The following is an 18,283-nucleotide window of genomic DNA, read 5'->3' as shown; positions in this document are numbered from 1 at the left end:
ACCCGGTACCGTCACGCCCGCCAGTGCTCAAGCAGCGAAGCGGTAGCACAGCGACAGTGCTCAAGTAGCGAAGCGGTAGCACAGCGCGGGGAGGTGGATGTGACCGGGCTGCTCGAAGGTGTGCGCGTCGTGGACCTGTCGCGGGTCCTGGCGGGCCCCTTCGCCGCGCACGTGCTCGCCGAGATGGGCGCGACGGTCACGAAGGTCGAGGCACCCGAAGGGGACCCCGCACGCGAGATCGGTCCCCACGCCGACGGTCGGTCGCTGTACTTCGCCACGTTCAACACCGGCAAGCGTGGGGTCGTCCTCGATCTCACGGACGCCGACGACCGGGCCGCGCTCGACCGGATGCTCGGGGACGTCGACGTGCTCGTAGACAACTTCCGCCCCGGCGCCGCCCGCGACCTGGGCCTCGATCCGCAGACCGTGGCCACGCGCCACCAGCACCTCGTGCACGTCACCGTGAGCGGCTACGCACGCGGGTCGGAGCGCAGCGACGAGGGTGCGTTCGACGTCACCGTGCAGGCCGAGGCCGGCATCATGGCGGTCACGGGTGAACCGGGCGGCCCACCAGCGCGTGCGGGCGTACCGATCAGCGACCTCGCCGCCGGCCTGTGGGCGGCACTGGGGGCACTGGGCGGTCTGGTGGCGCGACAGCGGACGGGGCGAGGCACCCACATCGAGATCCCGCTGCTCGACGCCACCCTGCCGCTGCTGTCGTACATGGCCACGGCCGCGCTGCACACCGGTGACGAGCCGCCCCGGGTCGGATCAGGGCACCACGAGGTGGTGCCCTACCGCGCCTACGCGACCGCCGACGGTGGCTGGCTGGTGGTCGCGGCCCTTGCCGACAAGTTCTGGCCGCGACTCTGCGACGCGTTGGGGCTGACCGAGCTGGCATCCGACCCGACGCTGCGGACCGGGGCAGGGCGCCGTGTCGCTCGGGACCGAGTCGATCAGGTCGTCGCAGGAGCGCTCGGTCGACTCGATCGTGACGAGGCCAAGCGCCGACTGGATGCGGCTCAGGTCCCCAACGCCCCGGTGCTGTCACTGCTCGAGGCGATCGCCACGCCCTACGTCGCCGCGCGCGGCATCGTCGTCGAGGTGGGCGAGGGAGCCGGTGCGTACCGGCTCGTGCGCGGGCCGCTGCACGGCAGCCAGCCCCCCGCGGCAGCGCCCGGCCTGGGTGAGCACCAGGGCGACCTGGAGCGCTCGCCGTGAGGCGCCTTCGCCTGGCGGAGCTCGCCGGTGTGGTGTCGCTGGCGACCGACCTCGCAGAGGGCCGACCGGCAGGTCAGGGCCTGCGCGCTGCGGTGTTCGCGGTCCGCATCGCCGAGCTGCTCGAGCTCGACCCGGTGGACCGCCACGAGGCGTTCTACGTGGCGCTGCTGCGGGACCTCGGCTGCACCGCCCGTGCCCGCGAACTTCAGGTCCTCGCGGAGGACGACATCGCGGCCCAGAGCCGCGTCGCCGACGTCGACCTGCGCCGCCCGCGCGGGGCGATGGCGCGGGTCGCGCGCGGTGCCGCGGACGGCAAGCGGGCGGGGCGTGCGCGCGCGACACTGCGCGGACTGGCCCTGGGACCGCGGGTGCTGCACCGCGTGTACCGAGCCGACGCCGAGGCCGCTTCGACGCTGTCGCGTTGGCTCGGGCTGCGCTCCGGGGTCGGGCTCGCGCTCCACCACGTGCACGAACGCTGGGACGGGCACGGCTGGCCCAACGGCGTCAGCCGTGAGTCCACCCCCGTCACCGCGCGCATCGCCCGGATAGCGCACGTCCTGGCCGCCCCCGCGGCCGACCATCCCGAGGACCTCGTCGCACCGCTGCGAGAGCGTTCCGGGAAGGACCACGATCCGGTGCTGGTCGATCTGGTGGACCGGCGGGCCTCGACCGTGCTCGCGCGGCGACCGCAGCTCGGCTGGGACGACATGCTCGGCGCCGAACCCACCCCGCGACACACGATCGCCGAAGAGCACCTCGACGACGCGATCGCCGCGGTCGGGCACTTCGGCGACCTGAAGATCCCCTTCCTCACCGGCCACTCGGCGGCGGTCGGGGCGCTGGCCTCGGATGCGGCGAGGGAGCTCGACCTCGCCCGCACCGACATCCGTTCGCTGCTGCACGCCGGCTGCCTGCACGACCTCGGACGCGTCGCCGTTCCGCTCGGGGTCTGGACCGACGAGGACGAGCCCGACGAGCGCGGGTGGCGCAGCATCCGCAGCCACAGCGAGCACTCGGAACGTCTGCTGGCACGCAGCACCACGCTCGCGCACCTGGGAACGATCGTCGGTCGACACCACGAGCGTCTCGACGGCTCCGGCTACCACCGCGCCGCCCCCGAGGCGGATCAGCCGCTGCTGGGCCGCATCCTCGCCGCCGCGGACGTCTACCAGGCCCTGACCGAGCCGCGCCCCTACCGTCCCGCGCTGGATCCGGACGATGCAGCCAAGCATCTGCGCCGCGAGGTGAGCGACGGCCGGCTCGGCCGCGACAGCGTCGAGGCCACCCTCCACGCGGCCGCGCGACGCACCCCACCTCCGGGGCGGACCACGTGGCCCGCCGCGCTCACCCACCGAGAGGTCCAGGTTCTGCGGCTCGCGGCCGAGGGAGAGGACGACGAGCGCATCAGCGAACGGCTCCACATCACGACCCGAACGGTCGCGAGCCACCTGCAGACCATCGGGATGAAGCTCGGGGTGAGCAGCCGGGCCGCGGCGACCCTCGCCGCGGTGGAACACGCGATCGTGGATCGGACACGCCTGACCCCACCCGATCCCGCCACGCGACCGCTCCCCCGCTACCAGCGGAGGTGACACGTGACGGACGCGACCGACCTGTCGGGCAGGACCGTCCTGGTGACGGGCGGTAGCTCGGGTATCGGCGAGTGGACCGCGATCGGGCTGGCGCGCCGCGGCGCGCAGGTGGTCATCACGTCGCGTTCGCAGCAGCGGGCCGACGAGGCGATCGAGCGCATCCGCGACGAAGTCCCGTCGGCCGCGCTCGAGGCGATGACGCTTGACCTCGCCGACCTGACCGACGTCCACAGGTTCGCCGATGCGTTCGGGGCGCGCCACGAGCGGCTCGACGTGCTCGTGAACAACGCCGGCCTGACGTTGTCGGAGCGGCGCGAGACCGTCGACGGGCACGAGATGCTGTTCCAGACCAACCACCTCGCCCCGTTCCTGCTCACCGACCTGCTCCTCGATCGGATCCGGGCCGCCGCTCCGGCACGGATCGTCACGGTGGCATCCGCGGCGCACCGGTCGGCGCGGGGCATCGACTTCGACGACCTCGACAGCGAGCACCGGCCCTTCGTGGGTCTCGTCGAGTACGCGCGCACCAAGCTCATGAACGTGCTGTTCGTTCGCGAACTCGCCCGACGCCTGGAGGGTTCGGGGGTCACGTCCAACGCGCTGCACCCCGGCACGGTCCGGACCGGCTGGGGCAGCGACACGACGGGGCTGCTGCGGATCGGCCTGTGGCTGGCGCGGCCCTTCTTCAAGACCCCCGAGCAGGGAGCGCGGACGTCGGTCTTCGTCGCCGGCGCCCCGCAGCTCGAGGGGCGGACCGGCCGCTACTACAAGGGCCGGCGGGAGGTGAAGCCGTCGCGTGTCGCACGCGATGACGACCTCGCCCGCAAGCTGTGGGAGGTCAGCGCCGAGCTCGTCGGCCGTCCGTCCTAGCGAGTCCGGTCGACGCGCGTCGTAGCGGGTCCGTTCGGCCGCCCGTCTTCGCGCACCCCTCGGCGAGGGTCTACGTTGCCACGATGGCCTCACCGACGTCGGGCTCGGGCTCGGAGCACCCCACCGCCGCGCGCATCCGCGCGGCGTTCGAAGCCTTCGCCGCGGAGGATTACGCGGCCGCGGCTGCCGTCCTCGACGAGCACTGCCATTACCGCGTCAACGGCCGCTCGCGGATCTCGGGCACCTACGTCGGGCGCGACGCGATCGTGGGCCTGTTCCGCCGGATCGACGAGCTGACCGGCGGCACCTTCAACACCTCCCCGTTCGAGATCTTCGCCAACGACTCCGACGCGGTCGCGCTGATCGACGTCACGGCCGAGCGGGGCGGCGAGTCGATCGCGTACTCGCTGGTCATCGTGGCGCACCTCGAGGACGGCGCGATCGTCGAGATGTGGTCCATCACCGACGACCCCTACCGGGTCGACCCGTTCTGGGACGCCTGAGCTCGGGAGGGAGCGACCGTGGCTACCGACTTCGACGAGCGCGCAGCGACGTGGGACGACGATCCCGCCAAGGTCGAACGGGCGCGGGTCGTGGCAGACACGATCCGTGGTGCCGTCGCGCTGGGGTCGGAGACGAGCCTGTTCGAGTACGGAGCGGGCACGGCCATGGTCAGCCAGTTCCTCTCGGAGCACGTCGGGGCGATCACGTTGGCGGAACCGTCCGTCGGCATGCGCGAGGTGATCGCCGCCAAGATCGGGGACGGACGGCTGCCCGCGGACAGCCGGGTCTGGGACCTGGACCTGGCGGCGGCATCCGCCCCATCGGGCGAACGCTTCGACCTCGTCGTCACGGTGATGACGCTGCACCACATCCACGACGTGGCAAGCGTGCTCACCGCGTTCGCCGCGCTGCTGGCCGAGGGGGGTCGCCTCTGCGTCGCCGACCTCGAGGAGGAGGACGGCTCGTTCCACTCCGACGACCACGACTTCGAAGGCCACCACGGCTTCGAGCGCGGGGCGCTGGCGACCCAGCTCGAGGCGGCCGGCTTCACCGACGTACGCTTCCAGCCGTGCCACGTCGTCGAGAAGGAGTCCGGCACCTTCCCTCTCTTCCTCGCAACCGCCGCGCGAACTTGAATACTCGGGTGCAGCTGAGTGCCCCCAGGTAGTCAAGTTCCATCGCGGTCGGCGCGGCGGGACGGGGCGACGCGGAGCGGCTCGCCGGGCTGCTTGGGGTAGTGCGGCGGCCAGGGCGCGTCGCCGAGGCCGTGCTCCTCCTCGTCGCGTACGACCCGCCGCAACGTCGGGGTGAGGTCGCACGGGGCGTCGTCGATGCCAGCGTGCGGATCGCCGCCGGCCTCGTCCCACCGGTCGCCGGAGCGGTCCATCGGGAAGTCGCGCGTGTCGATGTCGTCGAGCTCGTCCCACGTGAAGGGCGTGGACACGTACCCGGTGGGGCGCACGCTGTAGGCCGAGGCGATGGTCTTGTCGCGCGCGGTCTGGTTGAAGTCGATGAACACGCCGTGGCGCTCCTCCTTCCACCACGCGGTCGTCGCTTCGTCGGTGCGGCGCTCGGCCTCCCGGGCAACGGCGAGGACCGCGCGGCGGGTCTCGTGGAAGGTCCACCGGGGCGCGAGTCGGACGTAGAGGTGCAAGCCCCGTGAGCCGGAGGTCTTGGGCCACACGATCAGCCCGTCCTCCTCGAGGATCTCGCGGACGACCTTGGCGACGCGCTTGACCACGTCGAAGGTGACGCCCGGTGTGGGGTCGAGGTCGAGACGCAGCTCGTCGGGGTGGTCGACGTCCTCCGCCCGGCTCGGCCAGGGGTTGAGGTCGACGCAGCCGAGGTGGACCATGCGCACGATGTCGGCGGCGCTGCGCGGGATCCACATCGGTCCAGGGTGAGCCGCCGCGAACGCGACCACCTGCGTCTCGATGTCCGACGAGGGCTTGGTGCGGCGGAGGTAGAACGGGTCGGCCTCGACGCCGTTGGGCCAGCGCTTGAGGTTGCTCGGCCGCCCGTAGATGCCGCGCACCGCCCCGTTGGCCACACGCAGGTAGTGGCTGACGATGTCCATCTTGGTCCAGCCCTGCTGTGGGAAGACGACCTTGTCGGGGCTGGACACCCGCACGAGATGGGCGTCGACCTCGACGTGGGTCTCGTTCTTGGCCACGCTCAGCTCGGTTCGGTGACGGCGACGACGTCGGCGCCCGTCGCGGCGACGAGATCGGCCGGGGCGAGGTGGACGTTGACACCGTGCGCCCCGCCCCCGACGGCCACCGTCTCGTGCTCGAGGGCGGCCGCATCGACGAGAACCGGCCACTCGCCCCGCGCCCCGAACGGGGTGATCGCACCACGCTCGTAGCCGGTCGCCTCGAACGCTTCGTCGGCGTCGGGCAGGCTCAGCCGCGACACGCCGAGGTGGGCACGCAGCGCCGGCCAATCGATGCGGCGGTCGCCCGGCACGAGCACCAGCACGTAGTCGTCCGCACGCCGCCGCACCACGAGCGACTTCAGCAGCGCCCCGACCTCGATGCCCTGGAAGCTGGCGCTCTCCTCGACGCTGCGCGCCCGCTCGGTCCGCACGACGCGGTGCTCCACGCCTAGGGCATCCAGCGCAGCGAGCGCGGGCGTCTCGACCGTCACGTGCTCGTGCTCACACCGCCGCAGGGGCAGCGACACGCTCGAGCGTCACGGCGACGCCGTTGAGCACCGCGTTGCCGGAGACCGGATCGACCGACCCGTCGGCCAGGATGTTGACGTTCACGCCGGGGTTGACGCTCGCGACCGACAGTTCGATGCCGTCGAGGTCGTGGCCGTAGCCGTGGGGCAGGCTGATCACGCCCCGCATGATGTCGTCGGTCACCTCGACCGGGGCGACGACCTCGCCCGCCGCGGACTTGAGGCGCACCTCGTCCCCGTCACCGACGCCGAGACCAGTGGCGTCGTCGGGGTGCAGGTGCAGCGTGCACAGGTCGCGTCCCTTGCGCAGGCTCGGGACGTTGTGCCCCCACGAGTTGTTGCTGCGCAGGTGGCGCCGACCGACGAGGAGGAACCCGCCGTTCGCAGCAGCCGGGGCCCGGAGCCGAGCCACGTCCGCGACCAGCAGCTCCGGGGCGAGGTCGATGCGCCCCCCGTCGTTGCGGATCACGTCGGGGATGCGCGGCTGGAGCGCCCCGAGGTCGACGCCGTGGGGGTTCTGCTCGAGCGTCGCCAGCGTGAGACCGTCCGGGTGCGCCCCGAAGCCGTCGCCGTACGGACCGGCCCGCAGCATCAGGTCGAGCAGCCGCTCCGGGCCCGTGCGGGGCGCGGTGGCGGCGAGCAGTTCCTCCGGGTCGCGCCCGTGGACGCGGGACTCCTCGGACGAGGTGAGCTGGCCCGCCAGGCCGAGCGCCACGAAGCCGTCGGCAGCATCGAGGTCGACGTCGGGACCCTGGCCGGTCATGGCACCGGCCAGCCGCAGCAGCAGGCGCCACTCGCGCTCCTGGCCCTCGTCGAGGTCGACGACCGGAGGCGAGTAGTTGGCGACGTTGCGGATCGCGAGGCCGTAGAAGGCCGCGTCGTAGTGGCTGCGCGCGATCGAGGGCTCCGCCGGCAGGATCACGTCGGCGTGGCGGGTGGTCTCGTTGAGGTAGATGTCGACGCAGACCATCAACTCCAGCGACGCGAGCGCACGATCGAGCCGAGCACTGTCCGGCGTCGACAGGGCGGGGTTGCCTGCCACCGTCAGCAGGGCGCGGACCTGGCCCTCCCCCGGCGTCTCGATCTCGTCGACGAGCGTCGCGACGGGGAGCTCGCCGATCGCCTCGGGGAACCCACGGACGCGCGACGTCCAGCGCCCCGTACGCCACCCTCCCCGCCGCCACCGCGACGGGATCGCGTGTGCGGGCAGGGGCCACATCGCCCCGCCGGGGCGGTCGAGGTTGCCGGTCAGGATGTTGAGCACGTCGACCAGCCAGGAGGTGGCGGTTCCGAACGCGACCGTGGTCGTGCCCATGCGGCCGTAGACGGCGGCGCGGTCGGCGGCGGCGAGCTCACGGGTCAGCCGCCGGATGGTGTCGGCCTCGACGCCGGTGACAGCGGCCGCCTGCTCGGCGTCCCATCCGGCGACCGCTTGCTCGACGACCTCTAGACCGTCGACGACGTTGACCAGTGCCCCGAGATCCACGAGGTCGGCGGCGAACAGCTCCGCGACCATCGCGAGCAGCAGGTGGCCGTCGGTGCCGGGGCGGATGAAGACGTGCTCGTCCGCCTTGCGCGCGGTGCGGCTACGACGGGGGTCGACGACAGTGAGCTTGCCGCCCCGTGCCTTCAGCGCGTCGAGACGGCCGGGGAAGTCCGGGGCGGTGCACAGGCTCCCGTTGGACATGCGCGGGTTCGCGCCCAGCATCAGCAGCCAGTCGGTGCTATCGATGTCGGGCACCGGGATGGCGAGGGGATCACCGAACAGGTAGCCGCTGGAGACGTGCTTGGGGAGCTGGTCCACGCTCGACGCGCTGAACAGGTTCCGGGTCCTCAGCAGCTTCAGGAGCGGCCGCAGGTAGAGGCTGCCGGCGAGGTTGTGCACGTTGGGGTTGCCGACGTAAACGGCGGTCGCCTCCGTGCCGTGCCGGTCGACCACCGCGGTCCAGCGCTCGGCGATGATCGCGAACGCCTCGTCCCAGGTCGCCTCCCGGTGGCGGCCGTCCACCTGGACAAGCGGCCGGGTGAGCCGGTCCGGATCGTGCTCGAGCTCACCGAAGGTGGCGCCCTTGGGGCAGACGTAGCCGTGGCTAAACACGTCGTCGGGGTCGCCTGCCGCCCCGACGATGCGGTTCCCTTCGAGGGTCAGCACGAGACCGCAGGTGGCCTCGCACAGCGGGCAGGTCCGGACGGCGGTGCGGGTGGCCACGGGTGCTCCCTTACGGGGTCGCGGCCAGTCTGTCACCTGCGCGCCCCAGCGGGAAGCCAGTGCTGGGCGACGCTGCTCCGTTGAAGCGTTGAGTACGTCGCGACGCGCTCAATGCTCCAACCTCAGGCGCTGCAGGTGGCGGTGAGGCTGATCTGGACCCGGCCGGGGCCGAAGGCCTCACGCATCTCGCCCGCCACCGTGAGGGTCCCGCCCTCGACCGTGAACAGGTTGCGGCCGGTCAGCACGTAGCCGTTGGCACCGAGCCCGACCGACACGGCGTCCTCGGTCTCGCCGATCGTCGACGACAGCAGCGTCACGGTCAGGTCCCGACCGGCGTCGGTGGCGGCGCCCCGCGCGGCCTGGTCGACACCCACAGCCGGGTCGCTGAAGTCGCACGCCTCGAGCGGTACCTCGAGCACCTGACCGTCCAGCGAGACCGTGGCGGTTCCGGTGCCGTCGAGGAGCAGCGTGCGCACCTCGGACTCGATCTCGATTCCGCTCATGGCACTGAAGAGCCCACCTCCAGTGGTCTCGGTGGCTCGGTTGGCTTCGCGCTGTAGCCCGATCACGAACGTGATGATCGCGAGGACCGCCAGCACGACCGCGATACCGCCGGTGGTGCGTCCTGGCGTGTCGTAGTTGATGGCGTGGCGGAAGGTCATGCCGCCGAGGAACGCGGCACCGGCGAAGGTGAGGCCGATGAGGAACCAGAACTGCGGGATGACGATGGCGATACCGAGGCACACGACGCCGAGGAAGATCGCGAGGCCGCCGAGGCCCGTGCCCTTCCCGCGCCTCGTGACCTTGACCGGCTCCGTCGCGCCGAACCGGCCCAGCGGGGGCTGCGCGCCCGGAGGTGAGGGTCCCCCCGGTGGTGCAGCTGCAGGAGCAGCGGACGGCGGCGCAGCGGGCGGGGTGCTGGCGGGGCTGGTCCCGAAGAACCCCATGCTGTCGGGAGGCTGGGGCTTCGAGGCGCCAGCCGGCGACGGCTGGGACTCGGTCGGCCGGTGCGACGCGACGGCAGCCGGCGCGACCGGAGGCGACGCCGTGGCGGGCACCGCCGGCGGTGGTGCCGCGGGAGGAGGCGGCGGCCCGCTCACCGAGTCGAGCTCGGCCAGCAGGTCGTCGAACTCGGTCGAACCCCCGGCGCCGTCCATGCCGCCCACCTTGGTCGCTCCTACCCGAACCGATCCGCGCTTACCCGCTGTCAATGGTCGGCGGATGACCCGAGAACTTGAACCCACGGTGGCTCACGCCTCACGTCCGTGGGGCTGGCAGGAACTGGTCGATACGGTCCAGGAGCGCCTCCGAGGTGCGGATCTGGGCATCCCGGCTCGCGTCGGGCGCGAGTGGCGGGACCTGCATCGGCGCCCCGAACGTCACCGTGGCGGGTTGGCGTAGACGCATCGGGAACCCGGTCCAGGGCGCGATGCCGGCCATCGCGACGGGGACGACCGGGGCGGTCGATCGAGCCGCGGCGAGGCCTGCACCGGGACGGGCCCGGCGGTCCTGCGGCGAGCGCGGGATGGTCCCCTCGGGGTAGACGACGACCAGCTCCCCGGCGTCGAGGAACGCCAGCACGTCCGCCGCGAAGCGTTCCGGCCCCTCCCCGTGGTGGACCGGGATGACCCCTCCCTGCTCGAACAGCCACCCCAGGATCCCCACGGCCCAGGTCCCCGCGTGCGCGGTGAAGCGGGGCCGTCGCCCCAGCCGACTCAGAGCCGCGAACAGCACGATGGTGTCGAGGTGGCTGATGTGGTTGGCGACGACGAGGCCCGGACCCGACCGTGGCACGTGATGCGCTCCCCGCACGTCGGTGCGCGCCAGGACGCGTCCCAGCGCACCGACCAACACGGCGAGCGGCCGGTAGAGCCAGGTGTCCCGCGGCACGCGGACGGGGTCGCCGGTCGGTTCGGGGCGGGGCGCGCTCACGCTGTGAGGGTAGGAGCGCCGACGTTGAAGCGTTGGGTGCGCTCTGACGTACTCAACACTTCAACCTCACCCGGTTCAACCCCACCACCGTGGCCGCCCGTGGCGCAGGAGTCCCGGGGCGCGGTGGCGAACCCCTCACTGATGGATGACGTGCGTGTCAGGCTCAGCCGTCGGCGCTTCCTCCAGGGAGCAGGTGCGCTCACCCTGGTGGCCGCCGCTCCGCCGCTGCGTGGGGCGGTGCTCCTCGCCGCCGGGTCCGATCCGGACGTGGGCACCGGGTTCTCGCTCGGGGTGGCGTCGTTCGATCCCGGCCCCTCCAGCGTGATCCTGTGGACCCGCCGCGACGGCGGTGTCGGCGCGGTCCGCTTCCGCGTCGCACCGGCCGCGGGGCTCGGGGATGTGCCCCCCGCCACGCTGCATCCCTCCGACGTCGTCGCGGAAGGCGAGGCGCAGCCCAACGGCGACGGCACCTACGTCGCGGTGCCGACGGGGCTCGAGCCGGGGCAGCGCTACTGGTACCAGTTCGTCGCCGGGACCAGCGCGTCGGTGGTGGGCCGCACCCGGACCGCCCCGCTCACGACCGACCGCCTGCGGCTCGCGGTGACCTCGTGCCAGGACCTGCAGCAGGGCTGGTACTCGGTGTGGCGCGACATCGCCGCGCAGGACCTCGACGGCGTGCTGTTCCTCGGCGATTACATCTACGAGTACGAGGCCTACCTCCCCACGTCACGACGCACCTACCCGCGGATCCACGTGGACGCGTCCGGCGCACCCGCCGGCGAGACCTACACGCTCGAGGACTACCGGCAGCGGTACCGCCAGTACCGCGCCGATCCCGACTTGCGCGCCGCGCACCGCATGCACCCCTTCATCTGCGTCTGGGACGACCACGAGGTGGCGGGCGACCGCTGGGCCACCGGCGCGGTGAACCACGGCGACAACGAGGACCCCGCCGAGATCCCCTACGCCGACCGCGAGGCCGCCGGGATGCAGGCCTACTTCGAGTACCTCCCCGCGCGTGAGGATCGCCCCGATCCCCGCGGGATCCACCGGCGGCTGCGCTACGGCGACCTCGCCGACATCATCATGCTCGACTCGCGCTCGTTCCGGTCCGAGGGCGTCGGTGGGACCAACCGCAACTTCAACCCGACCAGCAACATCGACGAGCCCGGCATCAGCGATCCCGACCGCACCATCCTCGGTGCTGGTCAGAAGGCGTGGTTCAAGGACGCGCTGCGCGACGCCGGGACGCGCTGGAAGCTGATCGGCAACCAGCTGATGATCACGCCGCTGAACATGGTGGTGCTGCCGGACGCGATCGGCGCCGTGGTCGCCGACCTCACGCAGCGCCCCGAGGCCGAACCCCTCCCCGTGACCTACCACCGTGACGGGCTGCCGGTGAACACCGACCAGTGGGACGGCTACCAACCCGAGCGGCGCGAGGTCCTCGGCTACCTGAGGGGGGACGAGGGCGGCGGGCCCGTCCCCGACGTGGTCTTCCTCACCGGCGACATCCACACCGGCTGGTCATCGGAGGCGTACGTCGAACAGGGCGACGCTCCGGTCGGCGAGCCGGTCGCGACCGAGTTCGTGTGCCCGGGCATCTCGTCGGAGAACTTCAACGAGCGGCTCGGGATGCTGTCGATCGGGACCCCGTTCCCGCACGGCTCGACCAACCCGGTGGGAGTCGCCGCCATCGCGGCGAACAAGCACGTGCGCTACGTCGACTTCGACAGCAACGGCTACGTCCTCGTCGACGTCCGCGCCGACCGCGTCGTGGCGCGCCAGCGGATCCTGGGCCTGCCGCTGCTCAACCCGCCCAACTACAACCCCGTCGAGGATCCGGACGCCAGCGTCAACGACGCGCCGAACGGAGCGTTCGAGGTTCGCCGCGGCTCCGCGAGGCTCCTCCCCGTCCTCTGACCTCGGCGCCCGGCCACGCCCGCCGCTGACGGAAACGCGCGTGGACGCGTGGTTGCGTCGGGACGCTCGCCCCCGCCACGCCCGCCGCTGACGGAAACGCGCGTGGACGCGTGGTTGCGTCGGGACGCTCGCCCCCGCCCCGCCCCGGCCGCTGACGGGAACGCGCGTGGACGCGGGGTACCCCGTGGTGTGTCCACACGGGACCACCATCGCGTCACCCGACCCACTCGTCGTGCGCCTGCCGTCCGGGGGGGAGGCATCGGTCGGCGACGAGGTCAGCGGTGGTGGGGACTACCTGTGGCCCGACGTGCTCGACGTGGACATCCCGAGGACTGCCTGCCGCCGACCGAGGAGATCGCGGTGTTCAACCCCGACGTCCGACCCACCGTGAGCCGTCGGCAGTAGCGGCGCCCCGCCCTCGCGAACTTGGATACTCGGGTGCAGCCAGTTGCCCCCAGGCATTCAAGTTCGACCCTGCGACTCGAGGACGGCGAGGATCTCCTCACCGTACAGGTCGAGCTTCTTCGGGCCGATGCCGTGGCAGCGACGCAGCTCGGCGAGAGTGGCGGGCAGGCGCACAGCGACGTCCTCGAGCATCGCGTTCGACGCGATGATGTAGGCGGGTAGGCCGTCCTGGCGAGCGCGCTCCGTCCGCCACGCTCGTAGCGCCTCGAACACCTCGGGGTCGGCGGAGCCGACCGGCTCGAAGACGGCTGGTTGCGGCCTCGAGGCGGGTGCCGACGGTCGCGCCAGCTGCAACGGCCGCTCGTCGGGGCGCCGTCGCTTCTCGAGCTCGTCGAGGAAGGGTGATGGTCGGTCGGCATCGGCCAGCACCACGGTGTGCCGGCGCGAGCGGGTGATCGCGACGTGGAAGATGCGTCGCTCCTCCTCGACCGAGTCGGCGAGGTGGTGGGGGAACAGCGAGGCGGTCGCGCCCACGACGAGGACACGGTCCCACTCCAGTCCCTTGACCCGGTGGATGGTCGACAGCAGGACACCATCGGGATCCGCCGGCACGGCGAGCGCCTCCCGTAGCCAGCGTTCGAAGCCGCCGGGGTCGGGGTGCAGCGGGGCGAGCTGCTCGAGCGCGTCGAGGTCGTCGGCGTGAGACGACGACGCGCTGCCACGCACGGCGCGCCCGTCGAGCAGGGTCGCCGCGTCGTCGAGCCCGATGTCGTGACGGATGAAGGCCAGGCAGGCCGCCGTGTCGGCGCCCTGGGTGATGCGGTCGGTCAGGTCCTCGATGTCGGCGAGGAACTCGGTCAGCCGCCCCGCCTGCGCTCCACTGAGATCGGCCCGATCGGCGAGCTCGTCGAGTCCGGTCAGCGACCAGCGCGGCCGGCTGCGCAGGCGGTCGCGCAGGACGGTCGTGAGCTGCCGCGAGGGTCGCTTCAGCACCTCCTCGACGTCCCGGTTGCTCATCCGCTCCGGGTCGAGTCCGACACGCAACCACGCCAGCGCGGCCCGCAACCCGGTGCGCTGGAGCACGTTGCGGTCGAGCGGCGCCGAGTGGCCCACGCCCCGCTCGCTCAGTGCGACCTGCACCGGCAGCAGCACCGAGTTCACGCGCCCGAGCACCACCGCGGTCGCGTCGGTCCCGTCGTCGCGCCATCCTTGGAGCAGGTCGACGGCCCGGCCCGCCAGCTCCCGCGTCGGCACCGCCTCGACCCGCAGGTCGTCGTCGTGTGCGGCGCGCCCCGGCGCCGCGTGGATCGTCTTGTCGATGCGTTCGAGGTTGTGACTCAGCAGGTTGGACGCCGCCGCCACGACCCCGGGCGCGCAGCGGTAGTTCAGCTCCAGGGCGTACGCGGCTGCCTCGGGGAACAGCTCGCGGTAGTCGATGAGGTAGCGCGGCGTCGCCCCGACGTAGCCGTAGATCACCTGGTCGTCGTCGCCGACGCCGAACACGTCCCAGGTCGGGGCGGACACGAGGCGCACCAGCATCAGGAACGCGGGGGTGAGGTCCTGGAACTCGTCGACGAGGAGGTAGCGGCAGGAGCGCTGCACCTCGGCGCGGATGCGGGGCTCGGTGAGCAACACCTCGATGGCGCCGTAGATCTGCTCGTCGAAGTCCATCACGCCGTCGCGCGCGAGCCCGTCGCGGTAGCGGTCGAACGCGGCGGCGAAGCCATCGACGTCGTCGCGTTCGGCTTCGACGTCCTCGGGGTGGCGCAGGCCGAGCCGGACCTCGCCCAGCGCCTCGAGGTACGGGGCGAGCGGGTCCTGGTTCTGCTGCCGCGCGACCCTGACGAGGCGCTCGAGGCGGTCGCGGATCTCGCGCTCGTCGAGCAGCCGGCGCCGTCCGAAACGGTTGCAGATCGACAACCCCAGCGAGTGCAGCGTGCGGATGTTCGCCCCGAGGCCGTCGGTGCGTGCCCGCATCTCGGCTGCGGCGCGGTTGTTGTAGGCCACGGCGGTCACGATCGTCGGCTCGTGCCCGCGCCCCGCCAGCAGCTCGCGCAGCCGCGCGGTCAACACGCGCGTCTTGCCCGACCCGGCTGGCGCGATGATGCGTGCCGGTCCGCTGCCGTGCTCGATCGCGCCCCGCTGGTCAGGTGCGAGGTCGTGGTCGACCGGGATGGCGGGGCGCGGCTGCAGCGAGCCCAGCTCGAGCGTGTCACGGTGCAGCAGCGGCAGGTCCGCGACGTCCTCGCGGGGTCCGCCGTCGAGCCAGACGTCGCATCCATCAGGCAGACGCACATCCGTCGACGTGCCGGGTGAGCAGCCCAGCCGCAGGGCGAGTTCGGTGAGTTGCCACGTCGGAGTCATGCCGACCGCCCAGTAGGCGTTGGCGAGGATCAGGTAGCGCAGGCGCGTCCGGGCGAACTCGAAGTCCGCGTCGAGCTCGTACGGCGGTCGTCGCTCGACCTCGGGGGCGGTGAGCTGCTCGACGGGCACAGCGAGGCGGACCAGGTAGCGCTCGCGTCCTCGCCACGCCCGGTGGATGCGATCGGCCATCGGGGCGGGATCGGTGAGCACCGTTGCGTCGACCACGAGGGGCTCCCGCCCGGTGAACGGAGCCGGCGCCTCGTCGTCGACGCCGAGGACGAGGCCGCGACCGAGCGCGTCGGGGCCTGGGAACGTCACGTCGTCGCTCGCGGTGGGGGGTCGGTGGGAGCGGGGCGACCCTACCGCTCCCCTCCGACACTCATCGAGGTAGGTGGTTCTGTATCCCTGGGGTCAAGAACGACCTACGCGGATGCCGGCGCCCGCTCGACCGGTTGCTCGGTCTCCGACGGCGACCCGAGACGCCGGGCGGTGACGCCGAAGCCGATGATGACCACGATCACCGCGCCCGCGAGCGGACGGAACAGGTACGTGACCGTCAGGTCCGACAGCCCGGCGAAGCTCTGGATCAGTCCGGTCACGAGGTTGCCCACCCCGGCGACGACGGCGAGCCAGCCGAGCCACGACGGGTAGCGCGCGTCCGCGAGCAGCGCGATGCCGAACACAGCCGCCGTCGCACCCATGAACAGCGCGATCGACAGCGACAGCAGCGCCACGTCGAGGTCCTGCAGCAGCGCGACGAGCTCGGCGTCGGTGCCCGCGTCGGCGAGGTAGCGGAACGCGATGCCGTCGATGCCCGCGATCTGGATCACGAAGATCGCCCCCGACAACACGCCGAGCACGACGGCGGCCTGTGCGGCCTGCCGTGCTCGAGGGCGCGGGAAGGTCGGGGCGGCGACGGCGAACGCCGCGACGAGGATGAGGACGCCAGCGCCGATCAGCAGGTGCAGCGGGGTCCAGTACCACGTGTCCCCGACCAGCGCGATGATCTCCTCGGTGGTCGCAGTGTCGTCGATGACCGGGTGCACCAGGTTCGCGACCGCCGCGACGATCCCGCCCACCAGCGCGAGCGTTCCGGCCGTCCGCAGCGCTGCTGCGTCGTGACCTTCCATCCCATCCCCTCCCAGGTCCGCGCAACCCGGACCGTACATGACCGACGGTCAGTCAACAACTGCTCGGATCGCGGAGGACCGCCGCGGGTCTACGGTGAGGCGATGGTCGACCTCGCCGCGCTCCGCGCCCCGCTCGTCGCGATGGGGTACGACGACGAGGGCCTCGAGGGCTTCGCCGTGGCCCGTGCCTCGGACGGCAGCGTGCGCCTCGCCTCCAGCAGCGGCGACGAGCGCCGGGACACGATCGCCGTGCTGTTCGGGGTCGGGGCGGCGGTGGAGCGCGCTGCCGCGGAGGCGGCGCTGGCACCGACCGATCTCGACGCGTGGGTGGCTGCGGGCTTGCTCCGCCCCGACGGCGATCGCGTCGTCGCCCCGCTGCGCATCACGCCTCACGGCGGCTTCCACATCGTCTGCGACTTCGAGCACGGAGCCGCCACTGAGGACGTGGTCCCCGGCCCTAGCGTGACGACCGAACAGCTCCTCGCGGCCCTCCCCCGCGAACCCGCGGCCCGGGCGCTCGACCTCGGGACCGGCCCGGGCTACCTCGCGCTGCAGCTGCGCCGCTGGAGCGATGCGGTCGTCGCGACCGATCTCACGCAGCGCGCCGTGCGACTCGCGGGGATGACCGTACGGCTCAACGCCGCCCCGGACATCGACGTGCGACGAGGCGACCGCTTCGAGCCGGTGAGGGACGACCGCTTCGATCTGATCGCGTGCAACCCGCCGTTCGTCATCTCACCCGCGGCCGAGCTCGCCTACCGCGACGCACCCCAACGCGGCGACCGTTTCTGCCGCGATCTGATCCGCGCTCTTCCGGACCACCTCAGCGACCGCGGCACGGCCATCCTGCTCGCAAGCTGGATCAGCAGCGATGACCCACGCGGGTGGTGGTCGCGCACCGGTCTCGTCGGCGAGGTCGTCGAGGAACGCCGCTGGGAACCGGAGTCGTACGCCCGCGCGTTCGTCCGTGACGCAGCGTCACCCGAGGGCGAGCGCCGCGTCGCCGCGTGGCTGGCCTACTACGACCGTGAGGCGATCACGGCCCTCTCGGTCGGCGTGCTCCGGCTGACCCGACCCTGACCCGTACCCTCCTCGACCGAGAGGGAGGTGTGCGCGTGCGCATCGGGGCATCGGTGCCGTCGAAGGATCCGGCTCGTGCGATGGCGGAGCGGGGCGCCGACTGCGCGCAGATCCACCTCTCGGCGCCCCGCGTGTGGAAGCACCCGCTGCACCGCCCCGATGCGGCCGACCTGTGCGGCAGCGGCATCGTCGTCGCCGCCCACGCCCCGTACCTGTGCAACCCCGCATCCGGCAACGCCGAGGTGCGCGCGAAGACCGCGCTGAACCTGCAGGCGACCCTCGACGAGGCGGAGCGCTGCGGCATCGCCGGGGTCGTGGTGCACGCGGGACACGCGGCCGGTGGGGGGGACATGACGGCGGCGCTCGACCGCTGGATCGACCTCGCGCACCGACTCGACTCCCCCGTCCCCGTGCTGATCGAGAACACCGCGTCCGGCGGGACCGCCCCGGGCCGCCACCTGGCCGATCTGGCACGGCTCTTCGAGGTGCTGCGAGCCGAGGATCTGGCTGTCCCGATCGGGGCGTGCTTCGACACGTGTCACGCGTGGGCCGGCGATCCGGATGCGGCGACCGACCCGATGGGCTACGTGAAGGCGTTCGCCGAGGCGACCGACGGCATCGACCTGCTCCACGTCAACGACTCCAAGGACGCAGCCGGGGCGGGACGCGACCGCCACGTCAACCTCGGCGAGGGCCAGATGGGTCTGGAGACGCTCGAGGCGATGATCGTCACCTGCGCCGAGCTCGGCGTACCGGCGGCGATCGTCGAGACCCCCTCGGAGGACGGCGGTCAGACGCGCGACATCGTCACCATCCGCCAGCTGCTCGCCTGAGCCTGCACCGACGTCGCTGCCCGAAGAGGCAGTTCCCGC

Annotated in this window: 15 protein-coding genes; 8 read left to right on the top strand and 7 right to left on the bottom strand. The window is 72.3% G+C overall.

The features are described 5' to 3' along the window. Window positions 1-99 precede the first annotated feature (99 nt). The 5 genes from KY469_14080 to KY469_14060 all read left to right on the top strand — a co-directional run bounded on the left by KY469_14080 (window position 100) and on the right by KY469_14060 (window position 4,822). Complete coding sequence (locus KY469_14080) at window positions 100-1,221, top strand: CoA transferase (protein MBW3664224.1); 1,122 nt, start codon at window positions 100-102, stop codon at window positions 1,219-1,221. Continuing rightward, the gene (locus KY469_14075; protein ID MBW3664223.1) at window positions 1,218-2,813 is read left to right on the top strand and encodes a LuxR C-terminal-related transcriptional regulator; all 1,596 of its coding nucleotides are present in this window, start codon (window positions 1,218-1,220) and stop codon (window positions 2,811-2,813) included. The genes KY469_14080 and KY469_14075 overlap by 4 nt, the downstream gene beginning before the upstream one ends. A 21-nt stretch (window positions 2,814-2,834) precedes the next feature. Further along, entirely contained in the window at window positions 2,835-3,683 is an 849-nt protein-coding gene (locus KY469_14070) for an SDR family oxidoreductase (GenBank protein MBW3664222.1), read from the top strand. Between the two features lie 83 nt (window positions 3,684-3,766). Further along, complete coding sequence (locus KY469_14065) at window positions 3,767-4,186, top strand: nuclear transport factor 2 family protein (protein MBW3664221.1); 420 nt, start codon at window positions 3,767-3,769, stop codon at window positions 4,184-4,186. An 18-nt stretch (window positions 4,187-4,204) separates the two neighbouring features. Beyond that, the gene (locus tag KY469_14060) at window positions 4,205-4,822 is read left to right on the top strand and encodes a class I SAM-dependent methyltransferase (protein MBW3664220.1); all 618 of its coding nucleotides are present in this window, start codon (window positions 4,205-4,207) and stop codon (window positions 4,820-4,822) included. A gap of 32 nt (window positions 4,823-4,854) precedes the next feature. On the opposite strand, the gene KY469_14055 is transcribed toward KY469_14060, so the two are convergent. From KY469_14055 to KY469_14035, 5 genes are all read right to left on the bottom strand, one after another. Continuing rightward, window positions 4,855-5,859 (bottom strand): ATP-dependent DNA ligase, encoded by a 1,005-nt coding sequence (locus KY469_14055; protein ID MBW3664219.1) that lies wholly within the window; start codon window positions 5,857-5,859, stop codon window positions 4,855-4,857. A 2-nt stretch (window positions 5,860-5,861) separates the two neighbouring features. After that, entirely contained in the window at window positions 5,862-6,332 is a 471-nt protein-coding gene (locus KY469_14050) for a YbaK/EbsC family protein (protein ID MBW3664218.1), read from the bottom strand. Window positions 6,333-6,342: 10 nt separating this feature from the next. Further along, entirely contained in the window at window positions 6,343-8,577 is a 2,235-nt protein-coding gene (locus tag KY469_14045; GenBank protein MBW3664217.1) for a molybdopterin-dependent oxidoreductase, read from the bottom strand. A 122-nt stretch (window positions 8,578-8,699) separates the two neighbouring features. Beyond that, window positions 8,700-9,734, bottom strand: coding sequence for a hypothetical protein (locus KY469_14040; protein ID MBW3664216.1), 1,035 nt, complete (start codon window positions 9,732-9,734; stop codon window positions 8,700-8,702). Window positions 9,735-9,834: 100 nt separating this feature from the next. Then, complete coding sequence (locus KY469_14035) at window positions 9,835-10,467, bottom strand: 1-acyl-sn-glycerol-3-phosphate acyltransferase (protein ID MBW3664215.1); 633 nt, start codon at window positions 10,465-10,467, stop codon at window positions 9,835-9,837. Window positions 10,468-10,608: 141 nt separating this feature from the next. On the opposite strand from KY469_14035, the gene KY469_14030 reads away from it, so the two are divergent. Beyond that, window positions 10,609-12,432: an alkaline phosphatase D family protein gene (locus KY469_14030; GenBank protein MBW3664214.1), complete on the top strand. Its 1,824-nt coding sequence runs from the start codon at window positions 10,609-10,611 to the stop codon at window positions 12,430-12,432. A 462-nt stretch (window positions 12,433-12,894) separates the two neighbouring features. On the opposite strand, the gene KY469_14025 is transcribed toward KY469_14030, so the two are convergent. Further along, a complete protein-coding gene (locus KY469_14025; protein MBW3664213.1) occupies window positions 12,895-15,519 on the bottom strand; it encodes an ATP-dependent DNA helicase UvrD2 in 2,625 nt (874 codons plus the stop codon). A gap of 104 nt (window positions 15,520-15,623) precedes the next feature. Next, window positions 15,624-16,331 (bottom strand): hypothetical protein, encoded by a 708-nt coding sequence (locus KY469_14020; protein ID MBW3664212.1) that lies wholly within the window; start codon window positions 16,329-16,331, stop codon window positions 15,624-15,626. 102 nt (window positions 16,332-16,433) lie between these two features. Between KY469_14020 and KY469_14015 the strand changes: the two genes are divergently transcribed. Next, entirely contained in the window at window positions 16,434-17,411 is a 978-nt protein-coding gene (locus KY469_14015) for a methyltransferase (GenBank protein ID MBW3664211.1), read from the top strand. 35 nt (window positions 17,412-17,446) lie between these two features. Next, window positions 17,447-18,244, top strand: a complete 798-nt coding sequence (locus KY469_14010) for a TIM barrel protein (protein MBW3664210.1) — start codon at window positions 17,447-17,449, stop codon at window positions 18,242-18,244. Window positions 18,245-18,283: the final 39 nt, after the last annotated feature.

Source organism: Actinomycetota bacterium (assembly GCA_019347575.1).
GTDB lineage: Bacteria > Actinomycetota > Nitriliruptoria > Nitriliruptorales > Nitriliruptoraceae > JAHWKY01.
The sequence above is the reverse complement of the archived record's forward strand: the minus strand, read 5'-3'. Positions and strand labels throughout refer to the sequence as shown.